The sequence below is a fragment of the Iamia sp. genome (genome assembly GCF_035575815.1).
GTDB lineage: Bacteria > Actinomycetota > Acidimicrobiia > Acidimicrobiales > Iamiaceae > Iamia.
This window is the reverse complement of record NZ_DATLXO010000157.1, coordinates 16810-32550: the sequence shown is the minus strand read 5'-3', so window position 1 is coordinate 32550 and position 15741 is coordinate 16810. Positions and strand designations below refer to the sequence as shown.

The following is a 15741-nucleotide window of genomic DNA, read 5'->3' as shown; positions in this document are numbered from 1 at the left end:
CCAACGAGGTGCGGGTCGGCCACCAGCGCATCGGGGGCCGCTGGACGGTCTCGACCGCCCACGCCGAGGTCCGCTGGGACGGCACCCGCTGGAGCACGCTGAACGTCAGCGCCCGCCCCGGACTGCTCCACGTCTATGAGCCGGGCTACGAGGACGTGCCCCTCGAGCCGGGACGGCCCTGGGTGCCGGTGCGGCACCGCTGGGCCTACGCCGTGGGCCGTCCGGACCACCGCTTCCACCTCGTCTGCGCGACCGACGACCATCGGGGACCGGGGATCGGCGCTCCGGCCGCTCAGACCGACGACGACGGGGACAGCGGCGGCGACGACAGTCGTGAGGCCGGGGCCGATGCCGAGGGCACCCAGAGCGACGCAGTGGAGGACCCGACCATGAGCCTCGATGACGTCGTAGTCCTGCGGCTCACCCCGCTCGAACACGACGTCCTGCGGGCGTACTACTCGGACTTCGCCGTGCTGCCCCGCCCGCCGGTGCTCGTCCCCCGAGCCCACGACGAGGCGGCCCGTCGTCTGGGGCGCTCGCGCGACTCGACGCGCAAGGCCATCGAGCGGGTCAACGAGAAGATCGCCCGGGTCGACGACGCGCCCACCATCGCGTCGGGCCGCAACGTCTCGACCGAGATCGGGCGCTGGCTCACCCGCGCCGGCATCCTCGACCCGACCTGACCCCTGGCATCGGCGTCGGCCGTCCCGTTGCCCGCCACCGGGTGCGCCGGCCAGAACAGACCCCAGGGATGTCGATGCCGCGTAGCCTGGTGCCATGACCCCAGCGCGCGTGTCGGTCGACCACCGCATCATGGACGGGGTGCTCTGCATCTCGGGTACGCGCATCCCCGTGGCGACCGTCGTCGGCCTGGTTGCCGATGGGTTGGCGGCCGAGGATGTCGTCGAGCAGTACCCTCAGCTGGAGCGGGACGACGTGCTCGCCGCCCTGGCCTACGCCGCACGGGCGATCGACGAGCGGCACCTCCCCTTCCGCACCACGGCGTGAGGTTCCTGATCGACGAGTGCCTCAGCACCCTGGTCGCCGATCTCCTCCGAGCTGCCGGACACAACGCCCTGCACCTCGCCGAACGCAATCTGCTGGGCCAACCCGACGAGGACGTCATGGCCGCCGCGGTGGACGAGGGACGCGTCCTGGTGTCAGCCGACACCGACTTCGGCGAGCTCCTGGCGAGTCGGGGGGCACCCTCCCCAGCATCGTCCTCTTCCGTCGCGTGGGACGGCTGCCGAGAGACCGCGTGGGCCTGCTGGTGGCCAACCTTGCGGTGCTGAAGGTCGACCTGGAGGCGGGAGCCATCGTCGTTCTCACCGACGACAGGATCCGCGTCCGACGGCTGCCGATCGCCGGGCCGGCGCGGCCGGGGTCAGCGCGATGAGGTGGAGTCGAAGCGCCGCAGCCGCAGCTGTTGGTGGACGACGAAGACGCTGCTGAAGGCCATGGCCGCCCCGGCGAGCATGGGGTTGAGCAGGCCGGCCGCGGCCAGCGGTAGGGCGGCCACGTTCTAGGCGAAGGCCCAGAACAGGTTGCCCTTGATGGTGGCCAGGTTCCGGCGCGAGAGGGCGACGGCGTCGACCGCGGCGAGCAGGTCGCCGCGCACCAGGGCCTCTGCGACGGCGCCGACGCAGTGCTCACACGTCATGCCGTTGACGGTGACGACGGTGGTGGTCAGGGTTGTCCTCCCGCGTGCGACGAACCGGACGCTCTACCCCAGGGCGGGTATCAACGACAACCCTCCGGGGGCGTCAGAGGCTGGTGGCGATCAGGACGAGGCCGAAGCCGGCGAAGAGGATCGACGATCCGATGCGGGTCGCCCGCTCGGGCAGGCGGGCTCCGAAGGCCCGGCCCAGCAGCACGCCGAGGAGGCCGCTGGCGATGATGCCGATCGTCGCCCCGATCCACACCGCCACCGGGTCACCCCTGGCGGCCAGGGTCGCGGTGGCGAGCATCGTCTTGTCGCCCAGCTCGGCGACGAACATGGCCACCGCCACCGACACCACGATCGAGCGCGAGCCCGAACCCACGTCCTCCTCGTCGTCAATCCCGCCGTCACCGGAGCGGAACGTCCACAGCGCGAAGCCGAGGAACATCACGCCGCCGACGAGGCCGATGGCCCGGGTGGGCAGCGCCTCACCGACCAGCCCACCGACCACCACCGAGAGCAGGTTCGTCGCCGCGTAGGCCGCGACCACGCCGACGACCACCGGCGCCAGGCGGTGCCGGGCCCCGAGACCCAGGGCGACGAGCTGGGTCTTGTCCCCCAGCTCGGCCACGAAGACCAGCCCCATCGCCGCCAGCAGTGATCCCATGCGCTCGTCGCTCCTGCGTGGGGCTCCCCGGACACGGCGGTAGCACGGTAGCCCGCTCCCTGGACCCCAAAGGAGCGGCACACTAAGCGCGGACCGCGTCGGACCGGCGAGGGTGTCGCTACCCGAGGGGGATGACGGTGGCGGGCCCCGTGGTGCGGGCGACGCCGGTGCGCTGGACGACGGCGCCGGTGCCGTCGGGGTCCGACGAGGTGTTGGAGCAGCCGCCGTCGGGCACCGACTGGTAGCGGGTCACCACGGCCACGGGGCGCACGACCCGGCCGTCGACGGTCGTGGCCGACAGCTCGCTCCAGCGCACGACCGAAGAGGGGTCGTCGCAACGGGCGAAGACCTCCGACCACACCAAGATGTCGGCCAGGCGGTCACCGCCGACGTGCAGCTCACGGACGACCAGCCCGTCGACCGACGCCGCCCACCCCTCGATGCCGCGGTGGATGGCGAGGCGGTAGGGGCGGCCGGGCTCCCAGAAAAGGTCCCGGGTGTTCGGGTTGCCGAGAGCGGAGGGCAGCGGGCTGATCGACCCACCCAGCTCCCGGCCGTCGGCGCCGTAGCCGCCCCAGTTCACCGCCGTGCCGCCGGGGTGGCGAGGGTGCCACTGGAGCCCGGCGTGCCCGCCGCCGTGGCGCCGACCGGGGCCCGGGCCCTCGACGAAGCTGGCCTGGAGGGCCCAGAAGTACAGGCGGTCGACCGTCGGCGGATCGACCACGGTGACCGTGGCCGACACCTCGACCAGCTCGGGCGGGCGCCCCTCCCATCGCCAGGCCAGGTGGAACGACGACGCACCGTTCGACGACGCAGGTAGCCCCGAGGTCCGCTCCCCCAGCGAGCGCGTCGCTCCGAGCACGCGTTGGAGCCAGCTCACGAGCCGGTCCCCGCGGCCAGAACGGCGGCCCGCGACCGACGATCGGTCTCGGTCAGGACCGACCCGGACCGGAGGGCCCGCATCGACCGCGACGGGTGGGCCCCGGGTCTTGTCGTCAGAACCGCCGATGGTACCGACGGCCCGGGAACCCGACCCGCTGTCGGCCGCGCCGCGACCTCGGTACGCTCGGTGCGGTGAGGACGGAGGTGGCCGACGATGGACCGGCCGACGACGGACCGGTCGCTCACGACGGACCGCGCGACGACGGGCTGGCCGCTCACGACCGTGCGCCCGTCGCGGTCCGGCGGCCTGATGCGGCCTTCGAGCGGACGTGGCTCGACCGTCGGTCGTGGGTGGATGTGGCTCGCGGTGCGGTGTCCAACCCCGACGACCTCGTCGCCGCGCTCACCGAACGGTTGCCCTGGAGCACCGATAACCAGATCTTCCGCTACGACCACTGGGTCGACGTGCCCCGCCTGGGCTCGGGCTACCGGCTGGACCAACCCCCGCACCCGGTGCTCGCGGATGTGCACCGGGCGCTCCAGCACCGCTACGGGGTCCGGTTCGGGTCACCGGCCGTGGCCTGGTACCGCCATGAGCGCGATGGGGTCGCGTTCCACCGCGACCGAGACATGAAGTGGCTCGATGACACCCGGATCGCACTGCTGGTGGTGGGGGCCCGGCGCCCGTTCCTCCTCCGACCCCGGGCCCATCGCCACGCCCACGAGCTCGACCACCACGGCGCAGTGGTCGACATCGCCGCCGGCGAGGGCGACCTGCTCGTCATGGGCGGCGGCTGCCAGGCCGGGTGGGAGCACTCCGTCCCCAAGGTGGCCCACCGCGTCGGGCCGCGGCTGTCGGTGCAGTGGCGATGGACCTCGCGAACCGGCCGCCAGGAGCGCGGCGGCTCCTACGGCGCCCCCCTCCACTTCTCGAGCCGCTAGTTGGCTGGTGTCAGCAGGGCCGACCGCTTCGGCCGTCGCGACACCTCGCGGCGGGGACCGACGGTCGTGGGCTCGTAGTGTCGGGGACGTGTTGCACCGCGACCCGATGACCTCGAAGCTCGCCGGGTTCGGCACGTCGATCTTCGCCGAGATGTCGGCCCTCGCGGACGAGACCGGTGCCATCAACCTGGGCCAGGGCTTCCCGGACACCGACGGCCCGTCCGAGGTGCTCGACGCCGCGGTCGACGCCATCCGCTCCGGCGTCAACCAGTACCCGCCGGGCACCGGCATGGCCTTGCTGCGCGAGGCCGTCGCCGCCCACCAGCACCGCTTCTACGGCGTGGCCCACGACCCCGAGGCCGAGGTCCTGATCACCGCCGGAGCCACCGAGGCCCTGGCCGGAGCGCTGCTCGGCATGCTCGACGCCGGCGACGAGGTGGTGGTCTTCGAGCCCATGTTCGACAGCTACCCCGCCGCCATCGCCCTCGCCGGCGCCCGGGTGGCCCCGGTGCTGTTGCGCCCCGACGCGGACGGTCGCTACCGCTTCGACCCCGAGGAGCTGCGTCGGGCGGTCACCGAGCGCACCAAGGTGATCCTGCTCAACACGCCCCACAACCCGACGGGCAAGGTGTTCGACGCTGAGGAGATGGCGCTGGTCGCGTCGATCGCCCTCGACCACGACCTGATCGTGGTGACCGACGAGGTCTACGAGCACCTCGTGTTCCCCGGAGCCACCCACGTCCCGATGGCGACGGTGCCGGACATGGCCGAGCGCACCCTCACCATCTCCTCGGGCGGCAAGACCTTCAGCACCACCGGGTGGAAGATCGGCTGGGCCTGCGGGCCCGCAGCCCTCGTCGCCGCCACCCGAGCGGCCAAGCAGTTCCTCACCTACGTCAACGGCGCCCCGTTCCAGCCCGCCGTCGCGGTCGGCCTCGGCCTCGGTGACGCCTTCTTCGCCGGGCTGGCCGCCGACCTGACGACCAAGCGCGACCGCCTCGGCGCCGGTCTGCGCGCCGCCGGACTGACCGTGTTCGAGCCCGAGGGCACCTACTTCACGACCGTCGACATCCGTCCGGTCCGGCCCGACGGCGACGGCATGGCGTTCTGCCGCTCGCTCCCCGACCTCTGTGGGGTGGTGGCCGTGCCCAACGAGGTCTTCTACCGGCGCCCCGAGCACGGCCGGCACCTGGTCCGCTTCGCGTGCGCCAAGCGCGACGCGGTGCTCGATGACGCCGTGTCGCGCCTGGCCGGGGTTCGCCCATGACCGCCGAGGAGGAGGCGACGTTGCGGGTCGCAGCGATCCAGCACGACATCGTGTGGAGCGATCGGGAGGCCAACTTCGCCCGGCTGGCCCCGATGGTGGCCGCCGCGGCCGGGTCCGGGGCCCGGTTGATCGTGCTGACCGAGACGTTCTCCACCGGCTTCGCGGTGGACGACCCCGACCTGGGCGAGCCCGAGGGCGGACCCTCGTCGCAGTTCCTCCAGGCCCAGGCCACCGAGCACGGGGTGTGGGTGGGCGGCTCGTGCCCCGAGGTCCCGATCGACGCGCCCGACGACGACCGCCGCCCGTACAACTCCTTCGTGCTGGCTGCGCCCGGCGGCGCTGTCCACCGCTACCGCAAGATCCACCCCTTCACCCAGGCCGGGGAGGATCGCTGGTTCCGCGCCGGCACCGACCTCGTCAGCGTCAACATCGGTGGGCTGCGGGTGAGCCTCTTCGTCTGCTACGACCTGCGCTTCGCCGATGAGCTCTGGCGGGTCGCCCGCGACACCGACCTCTACCTGGTGCCGGCCAACTGGCCCGAGAGCCGGCGCCTCCACTGGACCGCCCTGCTCCAGGCCCGGGCCATCGAGAACCAGGCCTACGTCGTCGGCGTGAACCGGGTGGGTGAGGGGGGCGGGCTGCGCTACTGCGGCGACAGCCGCATCGTCGACCCCTCCGGCGAGCTGCTGGCCACCGCCGCCCATGGCGAGAGCATCCTGCTCGCCGACGTGGCCGCCGGTCGCGTGGCGGAGACCCGCGACCGCTTCCGCTTCCTCCCGGACCGCCGCGGCTGACCCCGCCTCTCGGCGCGCGGGCCGCGGCGCCCGGGCCGCTCGCACGCACTTGCGGCCCGGACGCGCAGCAAGGTCCCACGGGCGACCACCCTCACGGCGCCCATCGGCTGGGGACCTCGGCCCGGCCCAGCCCGATCGTCCCGGAGGATGACAGCCGACGGCGGTGCGCTCGGCGCCCGAGCACGGTCGCACCGATCGCGGCGGCGAGCAGCGCGCCGATCACGGCTACCGGACGCACCGGCACCCCCGAGCTCGACGACGGGCCCGACCCGGTCCTCTGAACCGCGGAGACCACCTCGAGGTCCGAGGTCTCCTCGCCCGCCGGGGTCCGCGTGTTCGGCGGCGCGATCGTGGTCGCGCTCGTCGTGGGCGTCGGGTTGGTGGTGGTCGTCGGCGCAGGGTCGGACGCGGGCGGGGCGGTCGTCGGCGGGGGCGGTGGGGCCGGGGGCAGCGGCACCCATGCCGGGGCGCCGGTGAGAGCCGGGTCATCGGCCGGCCAGGCCCGGTGGATCGGGTACGCCGGGTCGACGCCGACCCACACCTCCCCGCCGACGAGGTCACCCAGCCAGCTGGTGCCCGAGGCGTTGCCGTAGCTGATGCCGTAGAGGCCCGGCGCCAGGTCGGCTGGGAGGTCGAAGGTGATCGAGGCGCGCAGACCGTGCCGGTGGCCCCGCCCCGTCTCCTGCAGGGTCAACGGGCCCAGCGGCAGCTCCGCGGCGTCGGGATCCTCCACCGTGCCGTCGGGGGGAACGGGCGCGAGGCGCAGGGTGGCGTCGAAGGGACCGTCCTCGATCCATCCCCGTTCCACGTTGCCCACGTAGCCGACGAGGTTCACCTGCTCGCCGGGCTCGTAGCGGTCGCGGGCGCCGTACAGCCAGGTCCCGCCGCCGGCTCCGACCGGCGGCGCGAAGGTGGCCACGAGGATCGAGGTGGCTGCGATGCACGCGGCCACGAGGGTGAGGGAGAGTTGGCGGAGGATCATGGGGCACCGTCCTGGGGGTCGTAGCAGCGGTCGTCGTAGGACGGGTCGAGCACGGTGGCGATCGCTCGCGCCACCGCCGGGCACGGTCCGAAGAGCCAGGCGTCGGTCTTGTAGGCCTCGCCAGCGCTCGTCTGCACCAGCCGGATGGGCTCGGAGCGGTGATAGCCCATGAGGCCGTCGGTGAAGGTCCGGGCCTCGGCCGGGAGCGACGCCCAGTCGGTGACCGGTCCGCCCCCGCTCATCACCACCACCACGAGCGAGCCCTCGGGCACCTGGGCGCCGGGTTGCGGGTCCTGGCTGACCACCGCGCCCTCAGCCACGCCCTCGTTGGCCCGGTCGAGGTAGCGGACGTCGAGGCCCACGGGCGAGAGGTCGATGCGGCGAACGACCGGGGGTACCTCCACCAGCGGGCCGACCGGCTCGGTCGACGGTGGGACCTCGGTCGACGGTGCGGGTGCGGTCGACGGTGCGGCGTCGATCGACGGTGCGGCGTCGGTGGTCGCCGGGTCAGGATCGGCCCGACGGTCGGTGGTCTCCGGTGCGCCGGCCCGGCGGTCGGTGTCGGGCGATCCGTCCCGGTCGACGAGCAGGAGGGCCAGGGCGATCCCCGCCAGAACCGCGACCGCCGCGGCGGTTAGGACGACCCGCTCCCGGCCGCGGCGGCGAGGAGGCACGAGCGCCACCACCAGCGGCGACGGCTCCTCGGCGCCGAGCCGGCGGCGCACCGCAGCCCACCCGCTCGACGGGCGGTGCGCGTCGAGGACGGGATCGACCGCGGCGCGGAACCACGCCGCGTCGTCGCCGGCTTCGTCGGTGTCGTGGGGATCGTGGGGGTCAGTCACGAGGGACCACCTCCTTCAGGGTGGCGAGGCCCCGGTGCACGAGGGAGCGCACCGTGGCCGGCCGGACGTCGAGGATGCGGGCGATCTCTTCGGTGGGCAGATCCGCGTAGAACCGCAGTGACAGCGCCTCGCGCTGGCGGGCCGGCAGCCCCTGCAGTGCCATCCACACCGCGGTCGACCGCTCGGGGATCCCGGGCGGGGGCGCCGAGACCGGGCGGGCATGGAGGTGGCGCCGGGCGCGCACGGCACGCCGTTGCTCGTCGCGACACAGGTTCACCACGATGGTGCGCAGGTAGCCGCCGGGGCTGGCGTTGCCCTCCAGGTGCGGTAGCAGCCGGACGAAGGCATCCTGCACCAGCTCCTCGGCCCGGGCCCCGTCGCCCAGCAACAGGTGCGCCAGGCGCACCAGGTCGCGTTGCTCGCGCCGGTAGAGGGCCTCGAGGCGAGCCATGACGTCACCGTGGACGGGCCCGTCACCGACCGGCATCGCGCTCGTCCTCACCCTGGTCACACTGCTCCAACGCCGGGCGCCCGTCGAGCGTTGCGGTCTCCCGTTCCGCAGGGCCTCGTAGGGTCGGCGCCATGGAGATCGCCGAGTTCCAGCGCCGCATCGGAGACACCTACGGCGAGCGCGATGTCGCCCGGGGCCGCCCGGCGACTGTGGCGTGGCTGGCCGAGGAGGTCGGGGAGCTGGCCCAGGCGACCCGCAAGGGCACGCCGGCCCAGCAGCTCCACGAGCTGGGTGACGTGCTGGCGTGGCTCGCCTCGCTGGCCGAGCAGCTCGGCCTCTCCCTCGACGCGGCGGCCCTGCGGTACACCGACGGCTGCCCGGCCTGCGGCACCAGCCCCTGCGCCTGCCCGTAGGCCCGGCCGGCGCGCGCGGCGGGGCCCGGCGCCGACGCGCCGGGCCCCGGTTGCTGGTGAGGGCGAGGGTGCGGGTGCGGGTTCAGCTGTGCTGAGGTCTAGACCTCCACGCCGATGACCACCCTGCGGTTCTGCTGACGGCCGTCGGGGTCGTCCTCCCCGCTCGGCGTCTCGTTGGGCGCCACGGGAGCAGACTCGCCGAACCCGGTGACGACGATGGCCTCGCCGTCGAGATCGCCGCGTTCGATCAACCAGTCCGCGACCGCCTGGGCCCGACGCTCGGAGAGACCCAGGTTGTAGTCGTCGTCTCCCCGGGCGTCGGTGTGGCCGTCGACGGTGATGCGCGCGCCGGGCGCCGCCTTGCGGGCCTCATCGGCGATGCGGCCCAGCACCGGGTCGGCCGACGGCCGCAGCTCGTCGGAGTCGAAGTCGAAGAGCACGTCGGCCGGGGCCAGGTAGGCGGTCTCCTGGTCGTCTCCGTAGACGGGCACCTCCTCCAACCCTCCGACGTCGCGACCCTCGAGGGTGCGCGAGGGGACGGTGACGCTGGCGACGGTCACGCTGGGGACGGTGACCGACGGGACCGTGACCGAGGTGATGCAGTCGGAGTCCGCGGTGCACGCCACGTCCCGGTAGACGATGTCCCGGTAGAGGATGTCCCGGTACGCGATGTCGCGGTACAGGATGTCCCGGTAGATCCCAGGCACGTAGCCGCCCCCCTCGGGCGGCTCGGGCCGGCACACCTGGGGCTCTTCGACGCCCTCGACCGTCACCGGCTCGACGGAGACCTCCGCCTCGCTCCCACCCTCGGCACCGTCGCCACCCGGGACCTCGGCGCCCGGAACCTCGACGCCGGGGATCGCCGTCCCCGGGATGGTGACCGCGGACACCTCGATCCGGCCCAGACACCCGGCGGGGGCGTCGTACTCGACGATGCACCCACCGTCGACCCGCTGGCCGGCGATGGTGAAGCCCGGGATCTCGAACCCGGGGACCGTCTCCCCGTCGACCACCTGGTCCTCGACGACCACGGGGTCCACCACGACGTCGTCGGTGACGACGTCGTCGATCTCGGTGATCGTGCGCCCCTCCCCCGGCTCGCAGCTCGGGTCCGGGGGGTCGTCGGGAGCCTCGGCGTCGGTCCCGGTGTCGTCGGGTTCGGTCTCCTCCGGGGCGTCGTCGTCGGGCGACTCGGTGTCCGACTCGGTGTCGTCGTCGGGCGGCTCAGTGTCCGGTCCGGTGTCGTCGGCCGGCGGGAGCGACTCACGCTTCGTCTCACCGGGCCCGTCGTCCTCGGTGGTCGCCGTGCCCGGTGTGCTGGTCGCCTCGGCGGTCTGCTCCTCGCTGCTGCACGAAGCAGCCAGCAGGACGGCCACCGCTAACAGGGCCGAGAGCACGATTCGGCGAGGCCGACGATCGGCGTGGGTCATCGATGTCATGGTTCCTCCTCGGGACGGGATCGTCCTTCCCCCGTTGGTCGCGCCTCGGCCCTTCCCGCGACCCGTCACGGCGCGGGGAGGCCTCCCCGGCGTCATCAGCGGTCGCCCGCCCGCACCCGCAGCACGGCGCGCACCGTGCGCCCGGTGCCGTCGCTGGCCACCAGAGTGATCGCCAGCTGCCCCTCGGACCCGGGGGTGACGTCGAGGCTGGGAGCGTCGGGGCTGATGCGGCCGTCGGGACCGACCCAGACCCATGACTCGGCGTCGCCCACGTCCGCGGTGAAGCTGGACGGCTCGCCGACGGTCAGGGTCTCGGGCCCCTCGACCGAGACGGTCAGATCGCCCTCGGACGCCTCGGCGCGCACCCGTCCCGACCCGATCTCCTCCGTCCTCGACCCCGAGCCGTCGTCGTCGTCGGTGGCCAGCAGGCGTCCTCCCGCACCCCCCGCCAGCACCGCGATCAGCGCGACCACCACGACGAGCCCCCGACGGGCCCGCCGGCGCTGCCCTGGCGAGGATGACGGGTGCTCGGTGCCGGCAACGGGCCCGGGAAGCGCCGGGGCGGGCAGGGTCGGGGAGAGCTCGGCCGGCGCCAGGGCCGCCCGCACCTCCGCCTCCCACTCGGCGGCCGTCGCGTGGCGGTCGCCCGGCGCCCGCGACAGGCCTCGGGAGAGGGTCGAGACGATCCCCTGAGGCCAGCCGCCGAACGCAGCCGACGGCCAGGTGCCGTCGTCGGCGGGGACCTGACCGGTCACCAACCACACCAGCAGCGCGCTGGCGGCGTAGACGTCGGTCCTCTCGTCGATGCCGGCGCCGATGCGCTGCTCGGGAGGGGAGAACCCGGGGGTCCCGACGGCCGCGGTGATGCCCGACGCCAGGGCCAGGTCCTTCGACAGGCCGAGGTCGCCGACGAGCAGGCGTTCGTCGGAGCCCACGATGCCTCGGCTCGTCCGGTCGGGGGTGGGCGAGACGCTCGGCGTCGAGGCCAGCAGCAGGTTCCGAGGCGTGAGGTCGCGGTGCACGACCCGGTGGGCGTGCATGGCCGCCAGCGCACCGGCGAGGGTCGAGGCGACGGCGAGGAGGTCTTCGGGGACGACCTGACGGCTGTTCGCCCGGTGGTCGGCGACCCGGCGGGCCAGGTCGCCCCGGTCGGCCAGGTCCATGACGATGAACGGCTGGTAGCGGTCGGTCTCGCCCAGGTCGTGGATGCCCACCACGTGGGGGCTGGCCACCTGGCGCAGGCGCCGGGCCTCGTTGATGAAGCGCTCCCGGACATCGGTGCTGAGGCTGTGGTTCTCGGCCAGCACCTTGAGGGCGACGTCGGCCTCGAGGCGCTCGTCGTGGGCTCGGTAGACGGTGGCGAAGGCGCCGGTCCCCACCACTGCGTCGAGGCGGTACCGTCCCCGGATCACGGTGCCGATCACCCGTCGGGCTCCTGGCGGAGGAGGGCGGCGGCGAGCGCCCGCCCCCGGGCGGCACGGGTGCGGACGGTGTTCTCGTTGAGCCCGAGCCGCAGCGCGATCTCCGCGTAGGGCCGCTGCTCGAGGTCGCGCAGCACCACCACGGCGCGGTAGGTCTCGGGCAGGCGGGCCAGCAGGTCATGCACGGCGGCCCGGCCGACCAGCACCGAGGAGATCCGCGCCGCCTCGCCCTGATCGCCCTCGGACAGCGCCACCTCGTCGCGCCGGCGTCGGAGGTGGGCGATGGCCTTGAACCGGGCCACGCCGCCGAGCCAGGTCGTGAACCGGGACTCGCCCCGGAACCCGCCGATGCCCTCCGCCACCGCGATCAGCACGTCCTGGACCACGTCGTCCACGTCGTCCTCGACGACGATCACCTTGCGGACCGCCCGTCGGGCCAGGCCCTGGTCGTCGACGGCCCAGAGGAGCGTCTCGAGCGCGTCGTGGTCTCCGTCGCGGGCCCGACCGGCGAGGGCGTCGAGCAGGTCCGCCGCATCCGGAGCCGACGCGCGCCGGAGCGCCTCACGCTCGCGGCCACCGTCGATCACCACGGAGAACCTACGCCTCGTCAGTCGTGGCCCAGCTCACCCCTCGCCACCGTGCCGGTGACGAAGCCGAGCAGCTGGCGCAGCATCGCCGCGGTGGCGCCCCAGACAGTGTCGCCGAACAGGTCGAAGAACACGATGGGCCGGGTGACGGGCCCGAAGTCCCAGATCTCCTCACGGAAGACGCCGGGAGCCATGAGCTCCGAGAGGGGCACCTCGATGGCGAGGTCGACCTCCGCCGAGCAGAGGCGCAGCTCGGGCGGCGTCGGCAGGGCGCCGACCCAAGGGACGATGTACGAGCCGCTCGTGACGGTGGCCAGGTGGTCGAGCTCTCCGATGATCTCGACCGAGGCGGGCTCGAGGCCGATCTCCTCCTCGGCTTCGCGAAGGGCGGTGTGCACCAGGTCGACGTCACCGGCCTCGGCGCGGCCGCCGGGGAAGCTGACCTCGCCGGCGTGGGCCCGCATGGCCATGGCGCGCCGGGTGAGGACCACCCAGGCCTCGCCGTCACGGTCATACAGCGGGGCGAGCACGGCCGACGCCCGGGCCGGAACGTCGTTCTGACGGATCATCCGCCGGATCTCGGCCGGCAACGACGCGGCGGCGAACCCGTCGCTCTCGACCGGCGACGGCACCGCCGGTCCGGCGGCGACGAGCGCGGCGCGCACATCGGACAGCGACGGCCGCCGGGCGTCGGGGGAGAGCTCGGCCCACGGCGCCGACGCTCCGGGCGCGCGGCCGCCGGGCGGGGTCGGGATCCGCTGGGGTCCCCCCCGCACCGGGGCGGACGAGGCGGGGTCGGTGCCCTCAGCCGCCGAGGTCACCTGACTCCGGGGCCTGAACGGGCACCGCTCCGGCCAAGGCCTCGAGCAGCGGGCGCAGGCCCGCCCCCTGGAGGCCGAGCATGACGGGCTCGGGAGAGGTGGCGCCGACCTCCCACTCGGTCCAGGTGGCGAGCAGCGCCGTGAGGTCGCTGGCATCGGGCGTGACCTCGGTCGGCTCCGAGGCCAGGTGCTCGATCACGTCGCGGAGCCCGCCGGTCTTCATGTTGCTCATGGTCCGGCCGGCAGGGACCTCGCCGGTCTCCCAGTCGGCCCACGCCGAGAGCAGCTTGGCCGGATCCGCGGGCGGTCGTTCCATGCCCGCAGCCTACGGGGTGCCCCGCCGCGCCCCGCCACCAAGACGACCCGCGATCGACGGTGAGCCGGTACGCGACGAGGCCCGGGCACTGGGCCCGGGCCTCATCGTTCCGCAGATCAGGCGCCGGAGCGCCCGACCCGGGATCACATCATGCCGCCCATGCCGCCCATGCCGCCCATGCCGCCGCCGCCTCCGGCGGGCATGGCGGGCTCGGGCTCGGGCTTGTCGGCCACGATCACCTCGGTGGTGAGCAGAAGACCGGCGATCGACGCCGCGTTCTGCAGCGCCGCACGGGTCACCTTGGCCGGGTCGATGACACCGGCCTTGAGGAGGTCCTCGAACTCACCGGTAGCGGCGTTGAAGCCGTTGGCCTTCTTCTTGGACTCGATCTCGCGGACGATGACCGCGCCCTCGAAGCCGGCGTTGTCGGCGATGAGCCGGGCCGGCGACTCGAGCGCCTTGTACACCGAGCGAGCGCCGGTGGCCTCGTCGCCCTCGAGCTTCTCGGCCACGTCGGACACCTGGGGCCGGGTGCGGAGCAGCGCGGTGCCACCTCCGGCGACGACGCCTTCCTCGATCGCGGCGCGGGTCGCGGAGAGGGCGTCCTCGATGCGGTGCTTCTTCTCCTTGAGCTCGACCTCGGTGGCGGCGCCGACCTTGACGACGGCGACACCTCCGGCCAGCTTGGCGAGACGCTCCTGGAGCTTCTCGCGGTCCCAGTCGGAGTCGGTGTCCTCGATCTCCCGACGGATCTGGGAGATGCGGCCCTTGACGTCGTCCTGGGACCCGCCACCCTCGACGATGGTGGTGTCGTCCTTGGTGACGACGATCTTGCGGGCGGTGCCCATCAGGTCGAGCGTGACGTTGTCGAGCTTGAGCCCGACGGTCTCGGAGATGACCTGGCCCCCGGTGAGGACGGCGAGGTCGGCCAGCATGGCCTTGCGGCGCTCGCCGAAGCCGGGGGCCTTGACGGCCACCGAGTTGAACGTGCCGCGGATCTTGTTGACCACGAGCGTGGCGAGGGCCTCGCCCTCGACGTCCTCGGCGATGATCAGCAGCGCCTTGCCGGTCTGCATGACCTTCTCGAGGACGGGGAGCAGATCCTGGACGGAGCTGATCTTGCCCTCGACGTAGAGCAGGTAGGCGTCCTCGAGGACGGCTTCCTGGCGCTCGGCGTCGGTGACGAAGTACGGCGAGAGGTAGCCCTTGTCGAACTGCATCCCCTCGGTGAAGTCGAGCTCCATGCCGAAGGTGTTCGACTCCTCGATGGTGACGACACCGTCCTTGCCGACCTTGTCGATGGCATCGGCGAGGACCTCACCGATCGTGCTGTCGTTGTTGGCCGAGATGGTGGCCACCTGGGCGATCTCGGCGCGGTCGTCGATGTCGCGGGCCTGGGTGGCGATGGCCTCGACGGCGGCGGTGACGGCCTTGTCGATGCCCCGCTTGAGGGCCATCGGGTTGGCGCCGGCGGCCACGTTGCGGAGGCCTTCCTTCACCAGCGCCTGAGCCAGCACCGTGGCGGTGGTGGTGCCGTCACCGGCGACGTCGTTGGTCTTGGTGGCGACCTCCTTCACCAGCTGGGCGCCCATGTTCTCATACGGGTCCTCCAGCTCCACCTCGCGGGCGATGGACACGCCGTCGTTGGTGATGGTGGGGGCGCCGAACTTCTTCTCGAGGACCACGTTGCGGCCTCGCGGGCCGAGGGTGATCTTGACTGCGTCGGCCAGCTTGTTCACGCCGGCCTCGAGGCCGCGTCGGGCCTCGTCATCGAACTTGAGGGTCTTGGACATGGGCTCTCCTACTTCTCGACCTTGGCAAGGACGTCGCGGGCGTTGAGGATCAAGACGTCCTCGCCCTCGACGGTGATCTCGGTGCCGCCGTACTTCGAGTAGACGACGGTGTCACCCGCGACGATGTCGACAGGGATGAGCTCCCCGCTGGTCTCGGCGCGACGGCCGGGACCGACGGCGAGGACCTCGCCCTGCTGGGGCTTCTCCTTGGCGGTGTCGGGGATGACCAGGCCACTGGCAGTGGTGGCCTCGGCATCACCGGGGCGGACGACGATGCGATCGTCGAGCGGCTGAAGGGACATGGTGCCTCCGTGGTTCTCTTTCGTGTCCCCAGGGACGGGGTGGTTGGCACTCATCGGTGCCGAGTGCCAACCCTAGGACCGCCGTCTGGCACTCGCAAGCCCCGACTGCCAATGCGGAGGGCCGTGGGGTCGGCCCGGCCGTCCGGCGACGCGGTGGGCGTT

The 15741-nt window shown here is 73.2% G+C and carries 20 protein-coding genes and 1 pseudogene; 8 read left to right on the top strand and 13 right to left on the bottom strand.

From position 1 onward, the window contains the following. From VNL12_RS16480 to VNL12_RS16470, 4 genes are all read left to right on the top strand, one after another. The coding region (locus VNL12_RS16480; RefSeq protein WP_325596035.1) for a hypothetical protein at positions 1–683 on the top strand (683 nt) is incomplete at its 5' end. A gap of 94 nt (positions 684–777) precedes the next feature. After that, positions 778–1008, top strand: coding sequence for a DUF433 domain-containing protein (locus VNL12_RS16475; protein WP_325596034.1), 231 nt, complete (start codon positions 778–780; stop codon positions 1006–1008). Then, on the top strand, positions 1005–1292 hold the full coding sequence (locus tag VNL12_RS21010; protein WP_349257866.1) for a DUF5615 family PIN-like protein: 288 nt from the start codon (positions 1005–1007) through the stop codon (positions 1290–1292). Before VNL12_RS16475 ends, VNL12_RS21010 begins: the two co-directional genes overlap by 4 nt. Beyond that, the gene (locus tag VNL12_RS16470) at positions 1259–1396 is read left to right on the top strand and encodes a hypothetical protein (RefSeq protein WP_325596033.1); all 138 of its coding nucleotides are present in this window, start codon (positions 1259–1261) and stop codon (positions 1394–1396) included. Before VNL12_RS21010 ends, VNL12_RS16470 begins: the two co-directional genes overlap by 34 nt. Here the strand turns inward: VNL12_RS16470 and VNL12_RS21005 are convergent. The 3 genes and pseudogenes from VNL12_RS21005 to VNL12_RS16450 all read right to left on the bottom strand — a co-directional run. Next, positions 1385–1621 (bottom strand): annotated as a pseudogene (locus VNL12_RS21005) (heavy metal translocating P-type ATPase); the annotation flags it as partial. The gene VNL12_RS16470 and the pseudogene VNL12_RS21005 overlap by 12 nt on opposite strands. Positions 1622–1763: 142 nt before the next feature. Next, on the bottom strand, positions 1764–2327 hold the full coding sequence (locus tag VNL12_RS16455; RefSeq protein WP_325596030.1) for a TMEM165/GDT1 family protein: 564 nt from the start codon (positions 2325–2327) through the stop codon (positions 1764–1766). 118 nt (positions 2328–2445) lie between these two features. Further along, entirely contained in the window at positions 2446–3207 is a 762-nt protein-coding gene (locus VNL12_RS16450) for a hypothetical protein (RefSeq protein WP_325596029.1), read from the bottom strand. Between the two features lie 194 nt (positions 3208–3401). On the opposite strand from VNL12_RS16450, the gene VNL12_RS16445 reads away from it, so the two are divergent. The 3 genes from VNL12_RS16445 to VNL12_RS16435 all read left to right on the top strand — a co-directional run bounded on the left by VNL12_RS16445 (position 3402) and on the right by VNL12_RS16435 (position 6212). Beyond that, positions 3402–4151: an alpha-ketoglutarate-dependent dioxygenase AlkB gene (locus VNL12_RS16445; RefSeq protein WP_325596028.1), complete on the top strand. Its 750-nt coding sequence runs from the start codon at positions 3402–3404 to the stop codon at positions 4149–4151. Between the two features lie 88 nt (positions 4152–4239). Then, a complete protein-coding gene (locus VNL12_RS16440) occupies positions 4240–5418 on the top strand; it encodes a pyridoxal phosphate-dependent aminotransferase (RefSeq protein WP_325596027.1) in 1179 nt (392 codons plus the stop codon). After that, the gene (locus VNL12_RS16435) at positions 5415–6212 is read left to right on the top strand and encodes a carbon-nitrogen family hydrolase (RefSeq protein ID WP_325596026.1); all 798 of its coding nucleotides are present in this window, start codon (positions 5415–5417) and stop codon (positions 6210–6212) included. Before VNL12_RS16440 ends, VNL12_RS16435 begins: the two co-directional genes overlap by 4 nt. A gap of 91 nt (positions 6213–6303) precedes the next feature. Here VNL12_RS16435 and VNL12_RS16430 read toward each other — a convergent pair whose 3' ends face one another. From VNL12_RS16430 to VNL12_RS16420, 3 genes are read right to left on the bottom strand one after another with little or no spacing between them, the layout of a single operon-like run. After that, on the bottom strand, positions 6304–7194 hold the full coding sequence (locus VNL12_RS16430) for a hypothetical protein (protein WP_325596025.1): 891 nt from the start codon (positions 7192–7194) through the stop codon (positions 6304–6306). Next, entirely contained in the window at positions 7191–8036 is an 846-nt protein-coding gene (locus tag VNL12_RS16425) for a PASTA domain-containing protein (protein ID WP_325596024.1), read from the bottom strand. The genes VNL12_RS16430 and VNL12_RS16425 overlap by 4 nt, the downstream gene beginning before the upstream one ends. After that, complete coding sequence (locus VNL12_RS16420) at positions 8029–8487, bottom strand: sigma-70 family RNA polymerase sigma factor (RefSeq protein ID WP_325596023.1); 459 nt, start codon at positions 8485–8487, stop codon at positions 8029–8031. Before VNL12_RS16420 ends, VNL12_RS16425 begins: the two co-directional genes overlap by 8 nt. 131 nt (positions 8488–8618) lie before the next feature. Here VNL12_RS16420 and VNL12_RS16415 point away from each other — a divergent pair, with 131 nt between their 5' ends. Next, positions 8619–8900, top strand: a complete 282-nt coding sequence (locus VNL12_RS16415; protein ID WP_325596022.1) for a MazG nucleotide pyrophosphohydrolase domain-containing protein — start codon at positions 8619–8621, stop codon at positions 8898–8900. A gap of 98 nt (positions 8901–8998) precedes the next feature. Here the strand turns inward: VNL12_RS16415 and VNL12_RS16410 are convergent, their stop codons facing one another. The 7 genes from VNL12_RS16410 to groES form a co-directional block, all read right to left on the bottom strand. Then, entirely contained in the window at positions 8999–10339 is a 1341-nt protein-coding gene (locus VNL12_RS16410; RefSeq protein WP_325596021.1) for an OmpA family protein, read from the bottom strand. Positions 10340–10434: 95 nt separating this feature from the next. Then, positions 10435–11763 carry a serine/threonine-protein kinase gene (locus VNL12_RS16405; RefSeq protein ID WP_325596020.1) on the bottom strand — a complete coding sequence of 443 codons (1329 nt, stop codon included), beginning with the start codon at positions 11761–11763 and terminating at the stop codon, positions 10435–10437. Then, on the bottom strand, positions 11760–12347 hold the full coding sequence (locus VNL12_RS16400; protein ID WP_325596019.1) for a sigma-70 family RNA polymerase sigma factor: 588 nt from the start codon (positions 12345–12347) through the stop codon (positions 11760–11762). The genes VNL12_RS16405 and VNL12_RS16400 overlap by 4 nt, the downstream gene beginning before the upstream one ends. A gap of 20 nt (positions 12348–12367) precedes the next feature. Next, the gene (locus VNL12_RS16395; RefSeq protein WP_325596018.1) at positions 12368–13168 is read right to left on the bottom strand and encodes a CoA pyrophosphatase; all 801 of its coding nucleotides are present in this window, start codon (positions 13166–13168) and stop codon (positions 12368–12370) included. After that, positions 13152–13484, bottom strand: a complete 333-nt coding sequence (locus VNL12_RS16390) for a hypothetical protein (RefSeq protein WP_325596017.1) — start codon at positions 13482–13484, stop codon at positions 13152–13154. Before VNL12_RS16390 ends, VNL12_RS16395 begins: the two co-directional genes overlap by 17 nt. A gap of 143 nt (positions 13485–13627) precedes the next feature. Next, positions 13628–15277, bottom strand: coding sequence for a chaperonin GroEL (gene groL / locus VNL12_RS16385; RefSeq protein WP_325596016.1), 1650 nt, complete (start codon positions 15275–15277; stop codon positions 13628–13630). Positions 15278–15285: 8 nt separating this feature from the next. Beyond that, positions 15286–15579, bottom strand: coding sequence for a co-chaperone GroES (gene groES, locus VNL12_RS16380; protein ID WP_325596015.1), 294 nt, complete (start codon positions 15577–15579; stop codon positions 15286–15288). Positions 15580–15741: the final 162 nt, after the last annotated feature.

Excerpts from the sequence above, each read along its gene's own strand:
- VNL12_RS16420 (WP_325596023.1), bottom strand. The coding sequence starts at position 8,487 with ATGGCTCGCCTCGAGGCCCTCTACCGGCGCGAGCAACGCGACCTGGTG.
- VNL12_RS16415 (WP_325596022.1), top strand. The coding sequence starts at position 8,619 with ATGGAGATCGCCGAGTTCCAGCGCCGCATCGGAGACACCTACGGCGAG.
- VNL12_RS16410 (WP_325596021.1), bottom strand. The coding sequence starts at position 10,339 with ATGACATCGATGACCCACGCCGATCGTCGGCCTCGCCGAATCGTGCTC.
- VNL12_RS16390 (WP_325596017.1), bottom strand. The coding sequence starts at position 13,484 with ATGGAACGACCGCCCGCGGATCCGGCCAAGCTGCTCTCGGCGTGGGCC.
- VNL12_RS16475 (WP_325596034.1), top strand. The coding sequence starts at position 778 with ATGACCCCAGCGCGCGTGTCGGTCGACCACCGCATCATGGACGGGGTG.
- groL (WP_325596016.1), bottom strand. The coding sequence starts at position 15,277 with ATGTCCAAGACCCTCAAGTTCGATGACGAGGCCCGACGCGGCCTCGAG.
- VNL12_RS16435 (WP_325596026.1), top strand. The coding sequence starts at position 5,415 with ATGACCGCCGAGGAGGAGGCGACGTTGCGGGTCGCAGCGATCCAGCAC.
- groES (WP_325596015.1), bottom strand. The coding sequence starts at position 15,579 with ATGTCCCTTCAGCCGCTCGACGATCGCATCGTCGTCCGCCCCGGTGAT.
- VNL12_RS16455 (WP_325596030.1), bottom strand. The coding sequence starts at position 2,327 with ATGGGATCACTGCTGGCGGCGATGGGGCTGGTCTTCGTGGCCGAGCTG.
- VNL12_RS16430 (WP_325596025.1), bottom strand. The coding sequence starts at position 7,194 with ATGATCCTCCGCCAACTCTCCCTCACCCTCGTGGCCGCGTGCATCGCA.